This window comes from Bradyrhizobium sp. HKCCYLS20291 (assembly GCF_051167715.1).
Taxonomy (GTDB): Bacteria; Pseudomonadota; Alphaproteobacteria; order Rhizobiales; family Xanthobacteraceae; genus Bradyrhizobium.
In genome coordinates, this window is record NZ_JBNPTO010000010.1 from 1 (window position 1) to 19,736 (window position 19,736).

The window sequence follows — 19,736 nt, forward strand, 5'->3', positions numbered from 1 at the left end:
GCGCCGCAGCCGAACTTGGTGCCGGTCATCTGCAACTGCTCGCGGATGACCCATAGCAGCGGCGTGTCGTTCGCCGCATCGACGGACATGGTCCGCCCATTGATGGTGAGATTAGGCATGTGGTTTCTTCCCCGCCCGGCGTACGACTTCGCTTACGGCGAAGTTCGGTTTGTGAACTCTCCGGCATCCACCGGTTCGATGCCAGTCGTCGGGAAGAATGATCGCGTTGGCGCAGCGACGCAACGGGAATTGGAACGACGGCTTGCGAAATGAATCGGCATTTTGCGTTGTGCGGCGCAGAAGCGCTGGGACGGCAGCACCGCACGAGCTAAGAGATGGATGTTGTCGTCGACGTCGTCGAAGGAGAGGTCAGCTGATGAGGATACCTGCGCATGGAAGGCGCTTCGCAGCGGTCACCCTGTCTGTCTTGCCGTCGATCTTGGCGGTTGGCCTGCTGATTGCAGGTGACGCCGCGGCTTGGGAGGCGCCAACCATCACGGCTCGTCCGCCTTTCACAGCGACGTTATCCAACACCACGCCGCTTGCCTTCGGCATGGATGTCGGTGAGACATCGCGTGTGCTGGAGCAATCGCTGATCTATCTGAACGGCACGGCCGGCAACGAGACCTTTCTGGCGCTTCGCAATCTCGGCGGCAGCGGACTGGTCCCGCACCACCATCGCCTCTTCCTCAAGTTCCGCAAGGGCCGGCTGACCGGTTGGAAAGAGGACTACGGCACCAATTGGATGTGGCGCTGAGCGCGCCGGTCGAATGCAAAGAGGACAGAACGTGGGACAGGACATCAAGCTGACGGCATCGGACGGCTTCGAGCTCGGCGCCTACCGGGCCGATCCGGGCGGCACGGCCAAGGGCGCCCTGGTCGTGATCCAGGAGATCTTCGGCGTCAACCATCACATCCGCAACATCTGCGACCGTCTCGCCGCCGAGGGTTACGTCGCGGTCGCGCCGGCGATCTTCGACCGCGTCGAACCCGACTTCACTTCCGGCTATTCGCCCGACGAAATCGCCGTTGCGCGGAAATTCGTCGCCAATCCGGACTGGCCGGCGATGCTGCGCGATACCCAGGCTGCGATCGATGCCGTCAAGAGCGTGGGCCCGGTCGGCATCATCGGCTTCTGCCTCGGCGGCAGCATAGCCTATGCGGCCGCGACCAAGCTCACCGGGCTGAAGGCCGCGATCGGCTATTACGGCGGCGCCGTGGTGCGCTTTGCCGATGACAAGCCGACCGTGCCCACCCAGCTGCATTTCGGCGAGAAGGATGCCGGCATTCCCCTGACCGACGTCGAGACCATCAAGGCCAAGCGGCCGGACGTCGAGGTCCTGGTCTATCCCGGCGCCCAGCACGGCTTCGGCTGCGACGAGCGCGCGAGCTACGACAAGCCGAGCTCCGATTTGGCGTGGACGCGCAGCCTGGCGTTCTTCGGGACGCATTTGCGCTGAACCTCACCACCGTCATTGCGAGGAGCGAAGCGACGACGCAAGCCAGAGCCGCGCGCGTAGCTCTGGATTGCGTCGTCGCTTCGCTCGCAATGACGGGGGATGGAGCCTCCGCATCGCTTCCGGCATGCGCACGCTGGGCGCGACTTTTACAGCGATCAGAACCAGCGTTCGCCGACTTGAACGGTATCACCCGGCTTGAGCGAGGTGCCGAGCGGCACTTCGTAGCGCGCAGCGCCTGACGCGTCGGTGTGCGTCAGGGTCACGACATCACGCCGGGCGCGCGGCGAGAAGCCGCCGGCGATCGCGATCGCGCTCTCGACGGTCATGTTGGGGACGTAGGGGTACTGACCCGGCGCCTGAACTTCTCCGAGAATGAAGAACGGTCGATACGCCTCGATCTCGACCGCGACCGAGGGCTCGCGGATGTAGCCGTTGCGGAGCTTGGCCGTGATCTCGGCAGCGAGGCCTGCCGTGGTGCGGCCGCGCGCCGGCACGCTGCCGATCAGCGGCATCGTGATCGAGCCGGACGCGTCGATCGCGTAGGTGTTGGTGAGGCCCTCCTGGCCGTAGACCACGACGCGCAGCTTGTCGCCGGCGTCGAGATGATAGGCCGCGTCGGAACGCGCCGGCACGTAGCCCGCACGCGGAGCAGCGGCGTACGCGTTGCGCAGCGCCGGGATCGCCCCGCCCTGCCCGGTGGCGGCAACCGGGGTGGCGGAAGGCGTCCCATAGGCCATTGCGTCGAGATCACTCTGCGGCTGGATGACGGCGACGGGGGACGCCGTGTGCATGCAGCCCGACAGCAGGATGGTGGAGACGACGGCAATGACCGGAAGAAAAAACGCGCGCACTCGAACAATCCTTGGATGAGGATGTGCCCTAGTCATGCGCGGTTAAGGTTAACAAACCGTTGGCGCGTGTAGTCGCGGCGGGCCGCACGTGCATCCGGAAGGCGGAGATTCGATCGAAAAAAAATCCCCCTCCTGAAGCAGGAGGGGGATTTGATGCTGACCGTGCTGTGGCGCGCGGTGGCTTACGCGCTGACGCCGACGCCGATCGGGCACGCGACGCCGGTGCCGCCGAGACCGCAATAGCCGGCCGGGTTCTTGGCCAGATACTGCTGATGATAGTCCTCGGCGAAATAGAACGGCCCAGCCGGCGCGATCTCCGTCGTGATGGCTCCGAGTCCCTTGGCGCGCAGCGCAGCCTCATACGCGGCCTTCGAGGCCTCCGCCGTCTCGCGCTGCGCATCGCTGAAGGTGTAGACTGCGGAACGGTATTGCGTGCCCACGTCGTTGCCCTGGCGCATGCCCTGGGTCGGGTCGTGACTCTCCCAGAACGTCTTCAGCAGCCGCTCGTACGACATGACCTTGGGATCGTACACCACCAGCACGACCTCGGTATGCGCGGTCCGTCCCGAGCACACCTCCTCGTAGGTCGGGTTCGGCGTATGACCGCCGGCATAACCGACGGCGGTGACGTGGATGCCGTCGCCGAGTTGCCAGAACTTGCGCTCGGCACCCCAGAAGCAGCCGAGCCCGAACACCGCCTGCTCGAGGCCGGCGGGATAGGGCGGCAGCAGGCGGCGGCCGTTGACGAAATGGGTCGGGGCCGTCGGGATCGGCTGGGCGCGGCCGGGCAAGGCATCGGCGGCGGTCGGCAAGGCAGCTGATTTGCGCATGAAGAACATCGGATGTCTCCTCATGGCCATGGTTCCCGCCGGAGAGCCGGCGGGCGCGATGACCGATCGTGTTGGATTATATAGGGCTCTACGCAGCGAGCTGTAGCGCTGTTACGGCGAGGCCGGGCGCGACCGCCGCGGTTCCACGGCGCGGCCCTTTGCGGGCGGCGCCGCCGCGCCGCCTAGTCGCGCGAATAGCCGATCAGCGGCCGGCGGGGCCGGAACAGTAGCATCAGCAGGATGCCGAGGATGCCGAGCACCGCGAACACCGGCTGGTCGAGCAGCACCTTGACGATCCAATCCCACAGGAAGGGCGCCTTGGCCTCGACGGAGGCCTTGAATGCCGCCTGGCTGGCTTGGTGGACGTCGTTCCAGAGCTGGCCGAACCGGGTGAACTGCAGGCTCTGGTCGGCCACCCAGCGTGCGCCGTCATAGACGACGAAGATGAAGCTCCCCGCCAGCAGCAATAGCCCCACCAGGCGGAAAAAACCGCGGATCATGCCTCACCTGCCCTCTCTCCGATGCCCCAAAAAGGCAGCAAGGCCATAGCGGGGCCACTTCATAAATTCAACCTCGTCAGGGGCTTAGATGGCGCTTTTGGCGACTTTCGTCGACCCGGCGACGCTGGAGACCGTTGACGCTCGTCGGCCCTGCCCCTATAAGGTCGCCACTGGCGGTGGGCGCAATCCCGCCGCCGCTGTTCTTTGAGCAGCGCCGATCCGCCGAGCATATCCGCTCCGGCCATGGCATTCTCAGAGAGGCGTCCGAACAACCACCGCGTCGATTGGACCGCGTCAAGCGGGCCGCGCGCGTACCCCGCAAGCGCGGCGACTGCTCGCCGTCGAAGGATATTTGAGAGCATGGCCAACACCACTTCCGCGAAGAAGGCGACGCGCAAGATTGCCCGCCGCACCATCGTCAACAAGTCCCGCCGCACCCAGATGCGCGGCGCCGTTCGTTCGGTCGAGGACGCGATCAAGAAGGGCGACCGCGATGCTGCGCTGAAGGCGATGGCCAATGCCGAGCCGCAGCTGATGCGCGCCGCGCAGCGCAACATCATTCACAAGAACAACGCGAGCCGCAAAGTGTCGCGCCTTGCTCATCAGATCGCGAAGCTCGCGAAGTGAAGCGCACGAACGACTGACGAACTATCAAGATGCAAACAGCCCGGCTCGCGCCGGGCTTTTCTTTTGCGCACTTTCTCTTGCGCACTGATCTCGTGAACATTGAGCTGGTGCGCATTGACCTCGTCAGCTGCGTGTTACTCGCATCGACGCGAAACGGGCGCTCTAGCTCAGGGCGCATCACAGCCGCACGACGATCTCCACGCGCGTTGAAACAGTCGATTGTCGCGATCGCCTGACATCTCCCGTAGTCCTACGTGACGTCGTTCCGTAAATCTACGCGGTGACAATTTTGCTGCACCTGAAACACGCGCGAATCTGCGTTGTGCATGCGCGTCGATGTCAAGAGCGCACGATCGGACGTTCGCCTCGCGCACGCCGCGCGGCGGGAGTTACCCGCGTCGAGCAATCGCAAAAAACATCGCCTTGAAAATGACTTAAGTGCATAGCGCGATGAAGTGGTTGGAAAAGCGGTCAGGCTCGGCGCAAACGTAAAAAAAATATGAAGAAATTTTGCGCAGACCATGTTGTTTGTTGCATTCGAGATTCCTCGCGATGATTCAAAACCTTGCTTTCTTAACGCGCAAGGCGATGCGGCAAGCGGCGCAAAGAGTCGCCATGGCTCGTCCGATCAAATGGATTGCGAGTCCCGACGCATCGTGTATTTCTTAAATCCACTCGCGGCGCCCACGATCTTGAGACCAGCGCGGTTTTAGAAAACGGGGCGGACGTGCAAATCGGCGGCGGTGTGCGCGTTGGCGACGCTTTCCAAAGCGATGGCCGGACTCATTCCCATAGCAATATGGGAAACGACTGAACTTTGTCGAAATTTCTCGGGCACAACATCATCGTTGCGCCGTTTTGAACAAGAGAAATACGACAACGCTCGACCCGGCTGAAGCTTGCGACGGCTTCGCTCAGTGAGTGGACAATGGACGGGATATACGGCACTGCGGCTGGATCTGGGGTTCGGACGCGGATGCCTATGGGACTTGTGAGATAGGACAACTTGCCGTGAGCAATCGCGGTGAGGCGGGGAGGTTGCATGCTTTACGGACACATCGCTGTTGGACACCAGACACCGGTTCCGGATCACGCACCCTTAGCGGTCGACACGACCACGGCCATCGGTCCTCCCTTCGCCGCCGCGCATCCGAGTATGCGCTGACCTCGCGGAGACCTCCCTCGACCAAGCATTGATCTGCCCGACAGCGTACGCGCTGGATGGCGAAGCTATGGCTGAAGTCGAGCCTCCGCTCGAGGTCTCGCCGCGGCAGACGATTCCTTCGAGGACATCTGCACGGCGATCACACGACACCACCACTCAATTCGAAAAGTTGCGACTGCCATGACAAATTCGGAACAGGAACGCTGGTCTCGCGTGAAGGGCCGGCTGCGCTCGACCGTCGGCGAGGACGTCTATACGAGCTGGTTCGCCCGCATGGACCTCGAAGCCGTCCAGGACGAAAGCGTGCATCTGTCGGTCCCGACGCGGTTCCTGAAGAGCTGGATCCAGGCGCATTATGCCGAGCGCGTGCTGTCTTGCTGGCAGGCCGAGATGCCTGCGGTTCACCGCATCGATCTGTCGGTCCGCTCGGCCATGCGCTGCGCGACGCCGGTCAAGGAAGCTCCGGTCGCGGTCGAAGCCCGTCGTCCCGAGCGGAGCGACATCAAGCCGGCCAACGACATGCGCACGCTGGCCGCTGCACCGGTCGCGGCCAGCCACGACGCGCTCGGCGGCTCGCCGCTCGACCCGCGCCTGACTTTCGCGAGCTTCGTCGTCGGCCGCGCCAATACGCTGGCCCATGCGGCGGCCCGCCAGGTGGCCGACGGCCGCCGCGGCGATCCCGTGATGTTCAACCCGCTCTACATCCATGCCGGCGTCGGCCTCGGCAAGACGCACCTGCTGCAGGCCGTGACCTGGGCCGGCAACGCCGGCGGCGAGCGCAAGGTGCTGTATCTCACCGCCGAGAAATTCATGTACGGCTTCGTCGCGGCGCTGAAATCGCAGACCGCGCTGGCCTTCAAGGAAGCGCTGCGCGGCATCGATGTGCTGGTGATCGACGACCTGCAGTTCCTGCAAGGCAAGTCGACGCAGGCCGAGTTCTGTCACACGCTGAATGCGCTGATCGATGCCGGACGCCAGGTGGTGATCGCGGCCGACCGGCCGCCGTCGGACCTCGAAAGCCTCGATGATCGTGTCCGCTCGCGGCTGGCCGGTGGCCTCGTCGTCGAGATGGCGACGCTGGGCGAGGACCTCCGCCTCGGCATTCTCAAATCGCGCGTCGCGGCCGCCCGCGCCCATCACGCCAGTTTCGACGTGCCGGAGCCGGTGCTCGACTATCTCGCGCGCTCGATCACCCATAACGGCCGTGATCTCGAAGGCGCCATCAACCGCCTGCTGGCGCATTCCAAGCTGAACAACCAGCCGGTCACGCTCGACATGGCCGAGCGCGAGGTGCGCGACCTGGTCCGCCCGCAGGAGCCGAAGCGGATCAAGATCGAGGATATTCAGCGCGTCGTGGCGCGGCAGTACAATGTCAGCCGCTCCGACCTGTTGTCGTCGCGCCGCACCGCCAACGTCGTGCGCCCGCGCCAGGTGGCGATGTACCTCGCCAAGACGCTGACCCTGCGCTCCCTGCCCGAGATCGGCCGCCGCTTCGGCGGACGCGACCACACCACGGTGCTGCACGCCGTGCGCAAGATCGAGGCGCTGGTCGGCAAGGACATCACGCTGAACGACGAGGTCGAGTCGCTCAAGCGCCAGCTGCAGGACTAGCGCCCAGTCGGCGAGCCCGATCGGCCAGGGGGCGCGGACAGAAGGTCCGGCCCCCAGCCGCGGTGCCCTGCTCTCGGATCAAGCATTTAAACGGCTTCCGTCGTCCGCCCTCACCGGCGCAGAAGCGCCTGCTGAAACGTGGGAAACCGGCCCGCTTTCCCTTGCACTTGGGCCCCATCCGCGCCACTTTACGCCTCCCCCTCACGCTCCTGGACGCTGGACAAGCGCCGTTCGGGCGCGAGGTGCCATCGGCCGCGGCGCTGTTCCAGCCCGCCGGCATTCCAGGACAAGCTCAGTTGGGAACGGGCGGGTAGTGCAATGAAGGTAACCGTCGAACGCGCGCAGCTGCTGAAGTCGCTGGGCCACGTCCATCGGGTGGTCGAGCGCCGCAACACCATCCCGATCCTGGGCAATGTGCTGGTGCGCGCCGAGAATGCCCGGCTGTCGCTGCGCGCAACCGATCTTGATCTCGAAGTGACGGAAACCCTCGCCGCCGAGACGGCGACAGCAGGTTCCACCACCGTGCCGGCGCACATGTTCTACGATATCGTGCGCAAGCTGCCGGACGGCTCGCAGATCGTGCTGGAGAGCGACGGCGAGCGCGCGGTGCTGGCGATCCGCGCCGGCCGTTCCAAGTTCACCCTGCAGACGCTGCCGGAGAGCGACTTCCCGGACCTCGCCGCGGGCGAAATGACGCATGCGTTCGGGGTTCCCGCCAAGGACATCAAGAGCCTGATCGACCGCACGCAGTTCGCGATCTCCACTGAGGAGACGCGCTATTACCTCAATGGCATCTATCTGCATGCCGGCGGCAGCGCCAAGCAGCCGACCTTGCGCGCCGTCGCCACCGACGGCCACCGCCTCGCCCAGGTCGATCTGCCGCAGCCTGCGGGCGCCGCCGAGATGCCCGGCGTCATCGTGCCGCGCAAGACCGTCGGCGAGGTGCAGCGGCTGATCGAGGACAATGACAGCGAGATCAAGATCGAGCTGTCGCAGGGCAAGATCCGCTTCACGCTGGGCCAGGTGGTGCTGACCTCGAAGCTGATCGACGGCACCTTCCCGGACTACGGCCGCGTCATTCCGCAGAACAACGACAAGGAACTGGTCGTCGACAAGGCCGATTTCGCCGCCGCCGTGGACCGCGTCTCCACCATATCCAGCGAGCGCGGCCGCGCCGTAAAGCTCGCGCTCGCGCCCGGCAAGCTGGTGCTGTCGGTGACCAATCCCGACTCCGGCAGCGCCACCGAAGAGCTCGAGGTCGAGTACGCCGCCGACGCGCTCGATATCGGCTTCAACTCGCGCTACCTGCTCGACATCGCCGCCCAGATCGAGGGCGAAGTCGCGGTGCTCAGGCTGGCCGATCCGGGCTCGCCAACGCTGATCCAGGATCGTGACAATAGAAATGCGCTGTACGTGCTGATGCCGATGCGGGTGTGAGGTACAAGCAATTGAAGGCGCTTCGCGCGCCGCATGCAGGCCGGCCACACGACGAGAATCCCCTCTCCCCTTGCGGGAGAGGGTGCCGAGCGAAGCGAGGCGGGTGAGGGGTATGCCTCCGCGATCACCAAGCCATCGGACGACCTCCAATCGCATCCGCGGCTTTGCGAAGACGATGCGCCGCGAGCCGACCGAGTCAGAGGCGGTCATGTGGCGTCTGCTACGTGATCGCAGGTTCGAAAAATACAAATTCCGGCGTCAGGCGCCCGTGGAGCAATTCATCCTCGATTTCGTCTGCTTCGAGAAGCGCCTGATCATTGAGATCGATGGCAGCCAGCATGCTGACAGCGAGAAAGACTTCGAGCGAGACGCAATCTTGAAAGCTGCTGGATTTCGTGTGGTCCGCTATTGGAACAACGATGTGCTGTACAATTCGTCCGCCGTTCAAGAGGACATCCTCACGAAGTTGAGCGAGCCGTGAGATACCCCTCACCCGCCGCCTTCGGCGGCACCCTCTCCCGCAAGGGGAGAGGGGATTTCGAATGTGTGGCCTAGATTCTTCAATGACCCCGTCCCGCATCAACCGTCTCGCGCTGACGCATTTTCGCAGCTATCGGGCTGCTGGTGTCAGCGTGCAGGCGGACATGGTGGCGCTGGTCGGCGCCAACGGCGCCGGCAAGACCAACTGCCTGGAGGCGATCTCGTTCTTCGCGCCGGGCCGCGGGCTGCGCCGGGCCACGCTGGAGGACGTTGCCGACAACCAGGGCGACGGCTCCTGGGCGGTCTCGGCGGAGGTCGAGGGTGCACTGGGGCTGACCACATTCGGCACCGGCATCGAGCCACCGCGCAGCGATGCCAGCACCATCAGGCGCTGCCGCATCGATCGCGAGCCGGTCGGCTCGGCCGCGGCGTTCGGCGATCACATCCGCATGGTGTGGCTGACGCCTGCGATGGACGGCCTGTTCATGGGCGCGGCCTCGGAGCGGCGGCGCTTCTTCGACCGCCTGGTGCTGGCGATCGACAGCGAGCATTCCAGCCGCGTCTCGGCGCTGGAGCGCTCGTTGCGCTCGCGCAACCGGCTGCTCGAGGTGCGAAATTTCGACGACCATTGGTGTGACGCGATCGAGCGCGAGACCGCGGAGCTCGCGGTCGCCGTCGCCGCGAGTCGCGGCCAGACCGCCGTGAAGCTCGCCGCGATGCTGCGCCAGCGCGGCGCGGCGTCGGCGTTTCCCTCCGCCGAGATCGCGCTCGACGGCTGGATGGAGAACGCGCTGCTGACCGAGCCCGCGCTCGCCGTCGAGGACCGCTACCGCGCGATGCTGCGCGACAACCGCGCGCGCGATGCCGCCGCGGGGCGCACGCTGGATGGCCCGCATCTCACCGACCTGCACGTCATCTACGCACCGAAGAGCATGCCGGCGCGCGACGCCTCCACCGGCGAGCAGAAGGCGCTGCTGATCGGTCTCATCCTCGCGCATGCGACCCTCGTCGCCGAGACCACCGGCATCGTGCCGATGCTGCTGCTCGACGAGATCGTCGCGCACCTCGATCCCGGCCGCCGCACGGCGCTGTTCGGCGAGCTCGGCACGCTCGGTGCCCAGGTGTGGCTGACCGGCGCCGATCCCGCGGCGTTTGCCGAACTGCGTGAGCTCGGCGAGATCTTCGACGTCGAAGGTGGCCGGATCAGCCCGAGACGGTAACTCATTCCGGCATTGAACCTATCAGTTCCCAGGCTCGACTAGCAGTCGTTGGACGGCGTGACGGCGTCGGCCGGCGTTCGACAACGTCCCTGAAGGCGAAGCGCCTCCCATCGAATTCCTGGAGATTGTGATGTCAAAGCTCAGGCAGCAGGCCACCGCCGCGCCGCGACTGCGGCTGTTCGCATGCGGGCTGTTGCTGCTCGCGAGCTGTACTGCAACGGCGCGGGCCGATGACGCCATCGTCGACGTGCACGCGGTGCCGCGCCTCGAGGGCGCCGTCGAGGATACGGCGCGCTCCGATCGCTATCGCGCCATCTACCGCCTGCCCACGCCGCCCGCTGCGACGACGACGGCCACGCAGCAGCTGCTGAGCGCCGACGGCTGGGTGCGCTATGTCCGTCCGCTCGAGGAGCGCTATACGACGCTCAACTACAAGAAGGGCAAGCAGGGACTGTCTGTGTCTTTCACCGGCAGCGGCGGCCGCATGGATCTGTCGGAGGTGAGCTACGCGCCGCTGCGGATCTACGCCGACCTGCCGTTCCCCGACGGTGCCACAGATCTGATGTTCGATGAGACCCGGCCGTATCTGTCCTGCATCGCGCCCTCAGCACTCGAGGCGGCGCAGGCGTTCTTCGCCAAGGAGATGACCGCGATCGGCTGGCAGCCACTCACGACCGAAGCGGCGGCGCGCTGGCCGAATGCCGATCTCAGCGGGACCACGCCCAACGGCGTGCGCGCCTTCTACGAGCGCGTCGCCAACGATGAACCCCGCCGCCAGAATCCGGTGATGCTGACGCTGACCCGGCGCGCCGACGGCAAGACCAATGTCGAAATCCGCATCGCGCCCTTTGCGCTGCCCAGCCAGCTCGAAGCCGGCGACGACCGCGCCGGCCTGCCGATGCCGAAGCCGACCAAGTGGTCGCAGAGCCTCGGCAGCGCCACCTCGCCGAGCCGTCAGGCCAAGGGCGCGGTGATGGCCGAACTGCCGGCTGTGCTCGCCTTCTACACGCGCGAGCTGCCCACGCACGGCTGGCGGATCGATACTGCCGCGCCGGGAACGCCCGATGAAGTGACGCTGAAGGTCGCCTCGGCCGAGGAGACCGGCACGCTGAAGCTGTCGCGCCAATACGATTTCACCATGGTCGAGCTGTCGATGCGCGCCACCGACGCCGCACTGGCCGCCCGCGCCAGGGCGAAGAAGGACGCCGACGACAAGTTCATGGCCGACGCCGCCGCGATGGCCAAGCAGGTGATCGCCGCCGACGAGGTCCGCCGCGCCGCCCAGGCCGGCGCGATGTCGGATGCACCAGTGAAGGCGCTCGCCGACAATCCCGCGCCGATCGCGCTGCCCGAAACGGCAGAGGCTGTCGAGTTCGACGGCAGCGAGGGCCGGCTGGAGTTCAAATCCAGTTCATCCGTGAAGGCGCTCGCCGGCTTCTTCCGCTCGACCATGAAGGCGGCCGGCTACAAGGAAGCGCCGACCGTGATCAACAATCCGACCATGGCCAGTCTGGAGTTCTCGGCGAAAGGCAAGTCGGTCAGCTTCACGATCATGCAGATGGGGCCGAAGGTGAACGTGACGGCCGACGGCACCGGCCTGCTCGCGGCGGCGAAGCCGGCGGCGGGCGCCCAGGCGGCGGCGCAGCCGGCCAAGGACGCCACGCCGCTCGAAGCCGATCCCTCCTCGGCGCTGCCAGTGCCGAAGGAGCGCAGCTCGACCTCGATGGCGACCTCCAAGCCGCCGGGCTTCGACACCCCGGTGCGCCTCGAGCTCGAAGCCAGCGTGCCCGCCGACCTCACTTCCGTGCTGGCGTTCTACCGTGTTGAACTGACCAAGCTCGGCTGGCAGGAGAAGCCGGAGGGCGCGCAGAGCAGCGCCGACAAGGCACGCCTCGCCTTCACCTCGCCGCAGGGGCCGGCCGTGCTGACGCTCGGCCGCGCCCGCGGCGAGACCTCGATCAACCTGGTGCAGAAGAACACGGACGCCGCCGCGAAGGCAGAGATCCTGCCGAATCCCGGACAGGCCAAGCTGATGCTCGGCAATATCGGCGATGCCGACGCCGTGCTGACGATCAACAAGAAGACCGTCAAGATCGCCGCCGGCACCGGCAGCCCGAAGATACCGAAGGGCCCGCTGCTCGACCTGCCGCCCGGCAAGTACCGCTACGAGATCAAGATCGCCAGCCGCGCGCCGATCAAGGACACGATCGAACTCGGCGCCGGCGATGCCTGGGGCTTGTTGGTCGGCCCGACCGGCCGGGCCTTGCCGCTGCCGCTGTATTGAGCCGACGGACGTTCCGCAGCGCTCTCTGCTCGAACCCTCGCGACGATGTCTCGGGCTGCCCCAACGGGCGGCCCGACGCCGTTGGAACGCCACCTGACGCGACCATTCCAGGCTCCTTCCGAGCCCCCGCCGGACGGCCTCCGAATCGGCCTTTCGCGCGCCCCGAAACAGGCTCTCGCACGGCTTGAAAATCCGTTAAAAAAACCCATCTCTTCAATGTCTTAAGACATTCCTTTTTGCGCTATGCGCGCCCTGTCTTTCATGGCACAAATGGCGTTCTCAGCACCCCAGCGCGACACCGCCCTTCGGGACCCCTTCAAAGGCCTCACATGACCGAACCCGCCCGGCAAACCATCGCCGACAACGAGCCTGCAACCGCGAACGAGTACGGCGCAGAATCGATCCGGGTGTTGAAGGGCCTGGATGCCGTGCGCAAGCGCCCGGGCATGTATATCGGCGACACCGATGACGGCTCCGGCCTGCATCACATGGTCTACGAGGTCGTCGACAACGCCATCGACGAGGCGCTTGCCGGTCACGCCACGGCGGTCGAGGTGGTGCTCAATCCGGACAACTCGGTCACCGTGCGCGACGACGGCCGCGGCATCCCGGTCGACATCCACAAGGGCGAAGGCGTGTCCGCTGCCGAGGTCATCATGACCCAGCTGCACGCCGGCGGAAAGTTCGACCAGAACTCCTACAAGGTGTCCGGCGGACTGCATGGCGTCGGCGTCTCCGTCGTCAACGCGCTGTCGAGCAAGCTGCAGCTGCGGGTGTGGCGCGACGACAAGGAGCATCTCATCGAGTTCGCCCATGGCGATGCGGTTGCGCCGTTGAAGGTGGTCGCTGAGGCCAAGGGCAAGCGCGGCACCGAGGTGACGTTCCTCGCTTCGACCGAGACCTTCAAGAACGTCGAATACGACTACGCGACGCTCGAGCATCGCCTGCGCGAGCTCGCCTTCCTCAACTCCGGCGTCAACATCGTGCTGTCCGACATGCGCCACGCGGTCGAGAAGCGCGAGGAGATGCATTACGACGGCGGCGTCGAGGAGTTCGTCAAATATCTCGATCGCAACAAGAAGGCGATCGTGCCCGTCCCGATCATGGTGCGCTCGGAGGTCAACGGCATCACCGTCGAGGCGGCGCTGTGGTGGAATGACAGCTATCATGAGAACGTGCTGTGCTTCACCAACAACATTCCGCAGCGCGACGGCGGCACCCATCTCGCCGGCTTCCGCGGCGCGCTCACGCGCCAGGTCAACGGCTACGCCGAGGCCAATGCGAAGAAGGAGAAGATCGCGCTGACCGGCGACGACTGCCGCGAGGGGCTCACCGCCGTGCTCTCGGTGAAGGTGCCGGATCCGAAGTTCTCGTCGCAGACCAAGGACAAGCTGGTGTCCTCGGAAGTGCGCCCCGTGGTCGAGAACGTGCTGAACGAGGCGCTCGCAGCCTGGTTCGAGGAGCATCCGGGCGAAGCCAAGACCATCGTCGGCAAGGTGATCCAGGCCGCGGCCGCACGCGAGGCCGCGCGCAAGGCGCGCGAACTGACCCGCAAGAGTCCGCTCAGCGTGTCATCGCTGCCGGGCAAGCTCGCGGACTGCCAGGAGAAGGATCCGGCCAAGTCCGAATTGTTCATCGTCGAGGGTGACTCGGCCGGTGGCAGCGCCAAGCAGGGCCGCAACCGCGAGTTCCAGGCGGTGCTGCCGTTGCGCGGCAAGATCCTCAATGTCGAGCGCGTGCGCCCGGACAAGATGCTGTCGAGCGAGCAGATCGGCACCCTGATCACCGCGCTCGGCACCGGCATCAGCGACGAATTCTCGGTCGACAAGCTGCGCTATCACAAGATCATCGTGATGACCGACGCCGACGTCGACGGCGCCCACATCCGCACGCTGCTCTTGACGTTCTTCTACCGCCAGATGCGCGAGATCATCGATCGCGGCCATCTCTACATCGCGCAGCCGCCGCTCTACAAGGTCACGCGCGGCAAGTCCGAGCAGTACCTCAAGGACGAGCGCGCGCTCGAAGACTATCTGATCGGCACCGGCCTCGACGATTGCGTGTTCAAGACCGCCGACGGCGAGGAACGGAAAGGCCGCGACCTGCTGGCGCTGGTCGAGGAGGCGCGGCTCGTCCGCAACATCCTGCGCAATCTGCACAACCGCTACGACCGCAAGGTCGTCGAGCAGGCCGCGATCGCCGGCGTGCTGCGCCCCGACATCATCCGCGACATCGCCACCGCGGACGCCGCAGCCGCGTACATCGCCAAGCGGCTCGACGTGCTGGCCGACGAGGTCGAGCGCGGCTGGATCGGCCATTTCGTCGAGGGCCAGGGTTTTGCGTTCGAGCGCACCGTGCGCGGCGTCAAGGATGCGGCCGTGATCGACGACGCGCTGCTCGCCTCGGCCGACGCCCGCAAGCTCGACGACTACGCGGGGCGCCTGCAGGACGCCTATGCCAAGCCTGGCTCCTTGCGCCGCGGCGACACCCAGACCGTCATCCACGGCCCGGTCGATCTGTTCGAGGCGGTCACCGACGCCGGCCGCAAGGGCATCGCCATGCAGCGCTACAAAGGGCTGGGCGAGATGAACCCGCAGCAGCTCTGGGAAACCACCCTCGACACCGAGGCCCGCACCTTGCTGCAGGTCAGGGTCAAGGAGGTCGACGAGGCCGACGACATCTTCACCAAGCTGATGGGCGACGTCGTCGAGCCGCGCCGCGAGTTCATCCAGGACAACTCGCTGTCGGCGAACGTGGACGTGTAGGCGCAGGTGCTGGGACGCTTCATCCGTTCCGCCTGACCATCGTCAGGGCTGACGCTCGCCGCTGTCATCGGCCTCGCCGGGCCGCCGCGAATTGCGTGAACCAGTCCAGCGCCGCCGGGTTTCGCGTGGCATCCTTGCTCGCGACCTTGTCCGGGGCGTCACCGAGCAGCAGCCTGCGGACCGGCACCTCCATCTTCTTGCCGGTCAGGGTCATCGGAATCTCGGGCACGGCGATGATGACGTCCGGCACATGCCGCGGGCTGCGCTCGCTACGCAAGCGCTGCCGGATCTCGCCCTGCAGCGCGTCCGTCAGCTCGATGCCCTCGGCGAGCTGCACGAACAGCGGCATGTAGAAGCCGCCGTCCGGCTGCTCGATGCAGATGACGAGACTGTCGGCGATGCCGGGGATCGCCTCCATCGTCCGGTAGATCTCCGCCGAGCCGATCCGCACGCCATGACGGTTCAGTGTCGCGTCGGAGCGGCCCAGCACCTGGCAGCCGCCGCGTGCGTTGAAGCGGACCCGATCGCCATGCCGCCAAACCCCGGGATAGACGCCGAAATAGCTGTCCGTATAGCGGGCGAAATCGGTATCGCCCCAGAAGCAGAGCGGCATCGACGGCATCGGCGCCCGCACGACGAGCTCGCCGGCCTCGTCGATGATCTCTTGGCCCGCATCGTCGAACGCGACCGCGGCCACGCCCAGCGCCGGCGCCTGGATCTCGCCGGCATGGGTCGGCAGCAGCGGCGAGCCGGCCAGCAGTCCGGAGCAGAACTCGGTGCCGCCGGATTGCGACGACGCCCAGACCTCCGGCTTGACGGCTTCGTGCACCCAGCGAAACACCTCCGGCGTCGAGGGCGAGCCGACCAGCATCACCGATTGCAGCCGCTCCAGATCGAACTCGCGGCCGGGCAGGACGCCCTGCTGCCGCACCAGCTGGATGTAGCTCGGACTGATGCCGAGCACGGTCACGCCGGCAGCTTCGACGAGCCGCCACACCAGCCGCGCATCCGGGTGGCTCGGATGACCGTCATAGAGCACCGAGGTGCCGTTCATCAGCGGCCCCCACATCAGCGTGTTCCAGACCATCCAGCCGGTCGTCGAGTAGAAGAACAGCGTGCCCTCAGCCTCGATCTCGAAATGAAACGCCGCCGATTTGTAGTGCTCGAGCACGATGCCATGGTGATTATGCACGATCGGCTTCGGCAGGCCGGTGGTCCCCGAGGTGAACAGCACCCAGAGCGGATGATCCGATGCGACGCGCGTGAACTGGAAGGCGTCGCGCGCGATCGCCGGACCGTCCAGCAGGTCGGGCCACGCGCGGATGCGGCCACGAAACTGCGGCGCCTTGCGCGCGGCCGGATGATAGTCGAGCATCACCAGCATCTCGGCGCTCGGCAGCGCCGCGAGGATCGCTTCGAGATCGCCGATGCGATCGAAATCCTTCGCGCCGTAACGATAGCCGTTGACGGCGAAGACGAGCTTCGGCGCGATCTGCGAGAAGCGGTCGATCACCGTCTGCGCACCGAATTCCGGCGCCGCCGAGGACCACACAGCGCCGATCGCCGTGGTCGCCAGCATCGCGATGACCGCCTCCGGAATGTTCGGCATGTAGGCGACGACCCGGTCACCCTGGCCGATCCCCATCTCGCGCAGCGACGTCGCAAGCCGCCGCACGCGGCCGGCGATCTCGGCCCAGCTCGCCGATGTCAGCGGACGCAGCTCCGAGCCGTGATGCAGCATCGGTCGATCGGGGCTGCCGCTCGACTCATGGCGCAGCACGTGCTCGGCGAAGTTCAGCCGCGTCCCCGTGAACCAACGCGTCCGCGGCATCGGATCGGGCGAGACGACCGCGCCGATCTCGCCGTCGGCCATAACCTCGAAATAGTCCCAGATCGAACGCCAGAATCCGGCGATGTCGTCGACCGACCACTGCCAGAGATCGTGATAGCCGGAGAGACTGTGTCCGCGTGCCGCGAGCCAGTCGAGATACCGGCGGATGTTGGCGCGCGCCTGCCGCTGTGGCGAGCAGGTCCAGACATCAGTTTGCTCATCGGCCATTCCGACGCATCTCCATGCCGCACCGGCGACGGCCACGACCATCGGCTGCGCCCAACCGGCCGTCAAGAACGCCGCGGCGCGACGACGACGCCGCGCGCCTGTCGGCGATTGTGGACGTGTCATCTCCGCTGAGACGGAACCCCGCCCCGCCTGGACAGCGATATCATTTTTCGATATTGATATCACTCATTTGCTGGGGGATTTCATGCCCGCCGTGACCATTCGCAATCTGTCCGACGAGACGCACCGTGCCCTGAAGGCGCGGGCGGCTCAGCATAACCGCAGCACGGAGGCGGAAATTCGCGCCATCCTCGAAGCCGCTGTACAGCCCGAGGGACGAGTGCGTCTCGGCACCGCGCTTGCTGAGATGAGCCGGAACATCGGGGTCACGAATGCCGATGTCGAAGCGCTCGAGCAGCATCGAGCCACCAAGCCCGCCGAACCGCACCGCTTCGAATGATCCTGCTCGACACCAATGTCGTGTCGGAAGCCATGAAGCCGGAGCCCTCGCCCCAGGTGATGGCATGGCTCGACCAGCAGGTCGCGGAGACGCTCTATCTGTCGAGCGTGACAATTGCGGATTTGATGTTCGGCATCGGCGCGCTTCCGAGAGGACGGCGCAAGGAGCGGCTGGCTGCCGCGCACGATGGCCTGCTGGAGCTGTTTGGAAGCAGAATCTTGCCTTTCGACACCAGCGCTGCCCGTCACTATGCTGAACTCGCCATCAAGGCTCGCGCCGCCGGAAAGGCATCTCCGACGCCCGACGGCTACATCGCGGCGATCGCCGCCTGCCATGGTTTCACTGTCGCATCCCGTGACACGAGCGCATTCAAGGCCGCGGGCATTGCGGTCGTCAACCCTTGGACCGCAGTGGCCTGACAGCGCCTTCCATGATAATTCCGTGCGGGACCGTTGTTCCGCGTTTCGCCGGCCCGGGCAAATCACCCTCTCAGAACGGACCTTTGCGCATGGCGCCGATTCAATACATCGTCGAGGGTGGTCACCGGCTCAAGGGGGCGATCGAGCCGTCGGGCAACAAGAACGCCGCGCTGCCGATCATCGCCGCGGCGCTGCTGACTGACCATCCGGTGACCCTCGACAACGTGCCGCGCATCCGCGACACCGAGACGCTCGTCGAACTGGTGCGCTCGGTCGGGGCCTCGGCGGAATGGCGTGGCCGGAACCGGCTCGCGATCCATGCCAAGGAGATCCGCGCCGCCGATCTCGATCCGGACCTGTGCGCGCGCATCCGCGCCTCGATCCTGCTCGCCGGCCCGCTGCTCGCGCGCTGCGGCGAAGTGGCGCTGCCGCCGCCCGGCGGCGACGTCATCGGGCGCCGCCGGCTCGACACGCATTTCCTCGCCTTCGAGCAGCTCGGCGCCAGTGTCACCGCAACCGACAGGATCGAGCTGCGCGCCTCCAGCCTGAAGGGCGCCGACGTGTTCCTCGACGAGCCCAGCGTCACCGCCACCGAGAACGCGCTGGTCGCCGCCGTTGCCGCGCACGGCACCACCTATCTGCGCAACGCGGCCTCCGAGCCGCACGTGCAGGACCTCGCGCATTTCCTGGTCGCGCTCGGCGCCAACATCGAGGGCATCGGCACCAACACCATGGTGATCCACGGCGCCAGCACGCTCGGCCAGGCGTCCTACGCGATCCAGCCCGACCATATCGAGGTCGGCTCGCTGATCGGGCTCGCCGCCGTGACCCGCTCGCCGCTGCGCATCGTCCGCGCCGGCACCGAGCATCTGCGCTCGATCCGCATGGGCTTCGAGCGGCTCGGCATCGTCTGCGAGGTCGCAGGCGACGACCTGATCGTGCCCTCGGAGCAGACGCTGAAGATTCGGGACGATTTCGGCGGCCATGTGCCGAAGCTCGAGGACCAGCCCTGGCCGGCATTCCCCGCCGATCTGATGTCGATCGCGATCGTCACCGCCACGCAATGCGAGGGCGTGATCCTGATGTTCGAGAAGATGTTCGAGTCGCGGATGTTCTTCGTCGACAAGCTGATCTCGATGGGCGCCCGCATCGTGCTCTGCGACCCGCACCGTGCCATCGTGTCCGGCCCGAACCGCCTGCGCGGCGCCCGCGTCGTCTCCCCCGACATCCGCGCCGGCATGGCCATGCTGCTCGCCGCGCTGTGCGCCGAAGGCACCTCGTATATCGACAACGCCGACCAGATCGAACGCGGCTACGAACGCATCGACGAACGCCTGAACGCGCTGGGCGCGAAGATCACCCGGGTGCCGGAGCGCGGACGGTAAGGCCATTTGCGCGGATCTCACCGTCGTCATTGCGAGCGCAGCGACGCAATCCAGAATCCTTGCTCGGCCCTGGATTGCTTCGCTCCGCTCGCAATGACGAGCCGAAAGAGCGTAGGGTGGGCAAAGAGCCGCCGCAAGGCGGCTCGTGCCCACCGTCGAGCGAAGTCCGACACTGATGGTGGG

Annotated in this window: 16 protein-coding genes and 1 pseudogene; 12 read left to right on the forward strand and 5 right to left on the reverse strand. The window is 66.0% G+C overall.

Going from position 1 to position 19,736, the window contains the following annotated elements; translation table 11 throughout:
* A pseudogene (locus ACQR07_RS21680) lies at positions 1-119 on the reverse strand ((2Fe-2S)-binding protein); the annotation flags it as partial.
* Between the two features lie 257 nt (positions 120-376).
* Here ACQR07_RS21680 and ACQR07_RS21685 point away from each other — a divergent pair.
* Both ACQR07_RS21685 and ACQR07_RS21690 read left to right on the forward strand, forming a co-directional pair.
* The gene (locus ACQR07_RS21685) at positions 377-757 is read left to right on the forward strand and encodes a hypothetical protein (protein WP_434904198.1); all 381 of its coding nucleotides are present in this window, start codon (positions 377-379) and stop codon (positions 755-757) included.
* 31 nt (positions 758-788) lie between these two features.
* Positions 789-1,460, forward strand: a complete 672-nt coding sequence (locus tag ACQR07_RS21690) for a dienelactone hydrolase family protein (RefSeq protein WP_434904199.1) — start codon at positions 789-791, stop codon at positions 1,458-1,460.
* Between the two features lie 155 nt (positions 1,461-1,615).
* Here the strand turns inward: ACQR07_RS21690 and ACQR07_RS21695 are convergent, their stop codons facing one another.
* The 3 genes from ACQR07_RS21695 to ACQR07_RS21705 form a co-directional block, all read right to left on the reverse strand.
* Positions 1,616-2,311 (reverse strand): polysaccharide biosynthesis/export family protein, encoded by a 696-nt coding sequence (locus ACQR07_RS21695; RefSeq protein WP_434904200.1) that lies wholly within the window; start codon positions 2,309-2,311, stop codon positions 1,616-1,618.
* Between the two features lie 182 nt (positions 2,312-2,493).
* Positions 2,494-3,150, reverse strand: a complete 657-nt coding sequence (msrA, locus tag ACQR07_RS21700; RefSeq protein ID WP_434904201.1) for a peptide-methionine (S)-S-oxide reductase MsrA — start codon at positions 3,148-3,150, stop codon at positions 2,494-2,496.
* A gap of 173 nt (positions 3,151-3,323) precedes the next feature.
* Positions 3,324-3,641, reverse strand: coding sequence for a hypothetical protein (locus tag ACQR07_RS21705; RefSeq protein WP_434904202.1), 318 nt, complete (start codon positions 3,639-3,641; stop codon positions 3,324-3,326).
* A 360-nt stretch (positions 3,642-4,001) separates the two neighbouring features.
* Here ACQR07_RS21705 and rpsT point away from each other — a divergent pair, with 360 nt between their 5' ends.
* The 7 genes from rpsT to gyrB all read left to right on the forward strand — a co-directional run bounded on the left by rpsT (position 4,002) and on the right by gyrB (position 15,230).
* Complete coding sequence (gene rpsT / locus ACQR07_RS21710) at positions 4,002-4,268, forward strand: 30S ribosomal protein S20 (RefSeq protein WP_434869763.1); 267 nt, start codon at positions 4,002-4,004, stop codon at positions 4,266-4,268.
* Positions 4,269-5,613: 1,345 nt separating this feature from the next.
* On the forward strand, positions 5,614-7,044 hold the full coding sequence (gene dnaA, locus ACQR07_RS21715) for a chromosomal replication initiator protein DnaA (protein ID WP_434904203.1): 1,431 nt from the start codon (positions 5,614-5,616) through the stop codon (positions 7,042-7,044).
* A gap of 318 nt (positions 7,045-7,362) precedes the next feature.
* Positions 7,363-8,481: a DNA polymerase III subunit beta gene (dnaN, locus tag ACQR07_RS21720; protein ID WP_434904204.1), complete on the forward strand. Its 1,119-nt coding sequence runs from the start codon at positions 7,363-7,365 to the stop codon at positions 8,479-8,481.
* A 112-nt stretch (positions 8,482-8,593) separates the two neighbouring features.
* Positions 8,594-8,962: an endonuclease domain-containing protein gene (locus ACQR07_RS21725; protein WP_434904205.1), complete on the forward strand. Its 369-nt coding sequence runs from the start codon at positions 8,594-8,596 to the stop codon at positions 8,960-8,962.
* 82 nt (positions 8,963-9,044) lie between these two features.
* Positions 9,045-10,181 (forward strand): DNA replication/repair protein RecF, encoded by a 1,137-nt coding sequence (gene recF, locus ACQR07_RS21730; RefSeq protein WP_434904206.1) that lies wholly within the window; start codon positions 9,045-9,047, stop codon positions 10,179-10,181.
* A gap of 130 nt (positions 10,182-10,311) precedes the next feature.
* Entirely contained in the window at positions 10,312-12,465 is a 2,154-nt protein-coding gene (locus tag ACQR07_RS21735) for a hypothetical protein (protein WP_434904207.1), read from the forward strand.
* A 329-nt stretch (positions 12,466-12,794) separates the two neighbouring features.
* Positions 12,795-15,230, forward strand: coding sequence for a DNA topoisomerase (ATP-hydrolyzing) subunit B (gene gyrB, locus ACQR07_RS21740; RefSeq protein WP_434904208.1), 2,436 nt, complete (start codon positions 12,795-12,797; stop codon positions 15,228-15,230).
* A 64-nt stretch (positions 15,231-15,294) separates the two neighbouring features.
* On the opposite strand, the gene ACQR07_RS21745 is transcribed toward gyrB, so the two are convergent.
* Positions 15,295-17,289, reverse strand: a complete 1,995-nt coding sequence (locus ACQR07_RS21745) for an acetoacetate--CoA ligase (protein ID WP_434904209.1) — start codon at positions 17,287-17,289, stop codon at positions 15,295-15,297.
* A gap of 205 nt (positions 17,290-17,494) precedes the next feature.
* Between ACQR07_RS21745 and ACQR07_RS21750 the strand changes: the two genes are divergently transcribed.
* From ACQR07_RS21750 to murA, 3 genes are all read left to right on the forward strand, one after another.
* A complete protein-coding gene (locus ACQR07_RS21750; protein WP_434904210.1) occupies positions 17,495-17,749 on the forward strand; it encodes a FitA-like ribbon-helix-helix domain-containing protein in 255 nt (84 codons plus the stop codon).
* Complete coding sequence (locus tag ACQR07_RS21755; protein WP_434904211.1) at positions 17,746-18,168, forward strand: type II toxin-antitoxin system VapC family toxin; 423 nt, start codon at positions 17,746-17,748, stop codon at positions 18,166-18,168. The genes ACQR07_RS21750 and ACQR07_RS21755 overlap by 4 nt, the downstream gene beginning before the upstream one ends.
* Before the next feature lie 89 nt (positions 18,169-18,257).
* Positions 18,258-19,553 (forward strand): UDP-N-acetylglucosamine 1-carboxyvinyltransferase, encoded by a 1,296-nt coding sequence (gene murA / locus ACQR07_RS21760; RefSeq protein WP_434904212.1) that lies wholly within the window; start codon positions 18,258-18,260, stop codon positions 19,551-19,553.
* Positions 19,554-19,736: the final 183 nt, after the last annotated feature.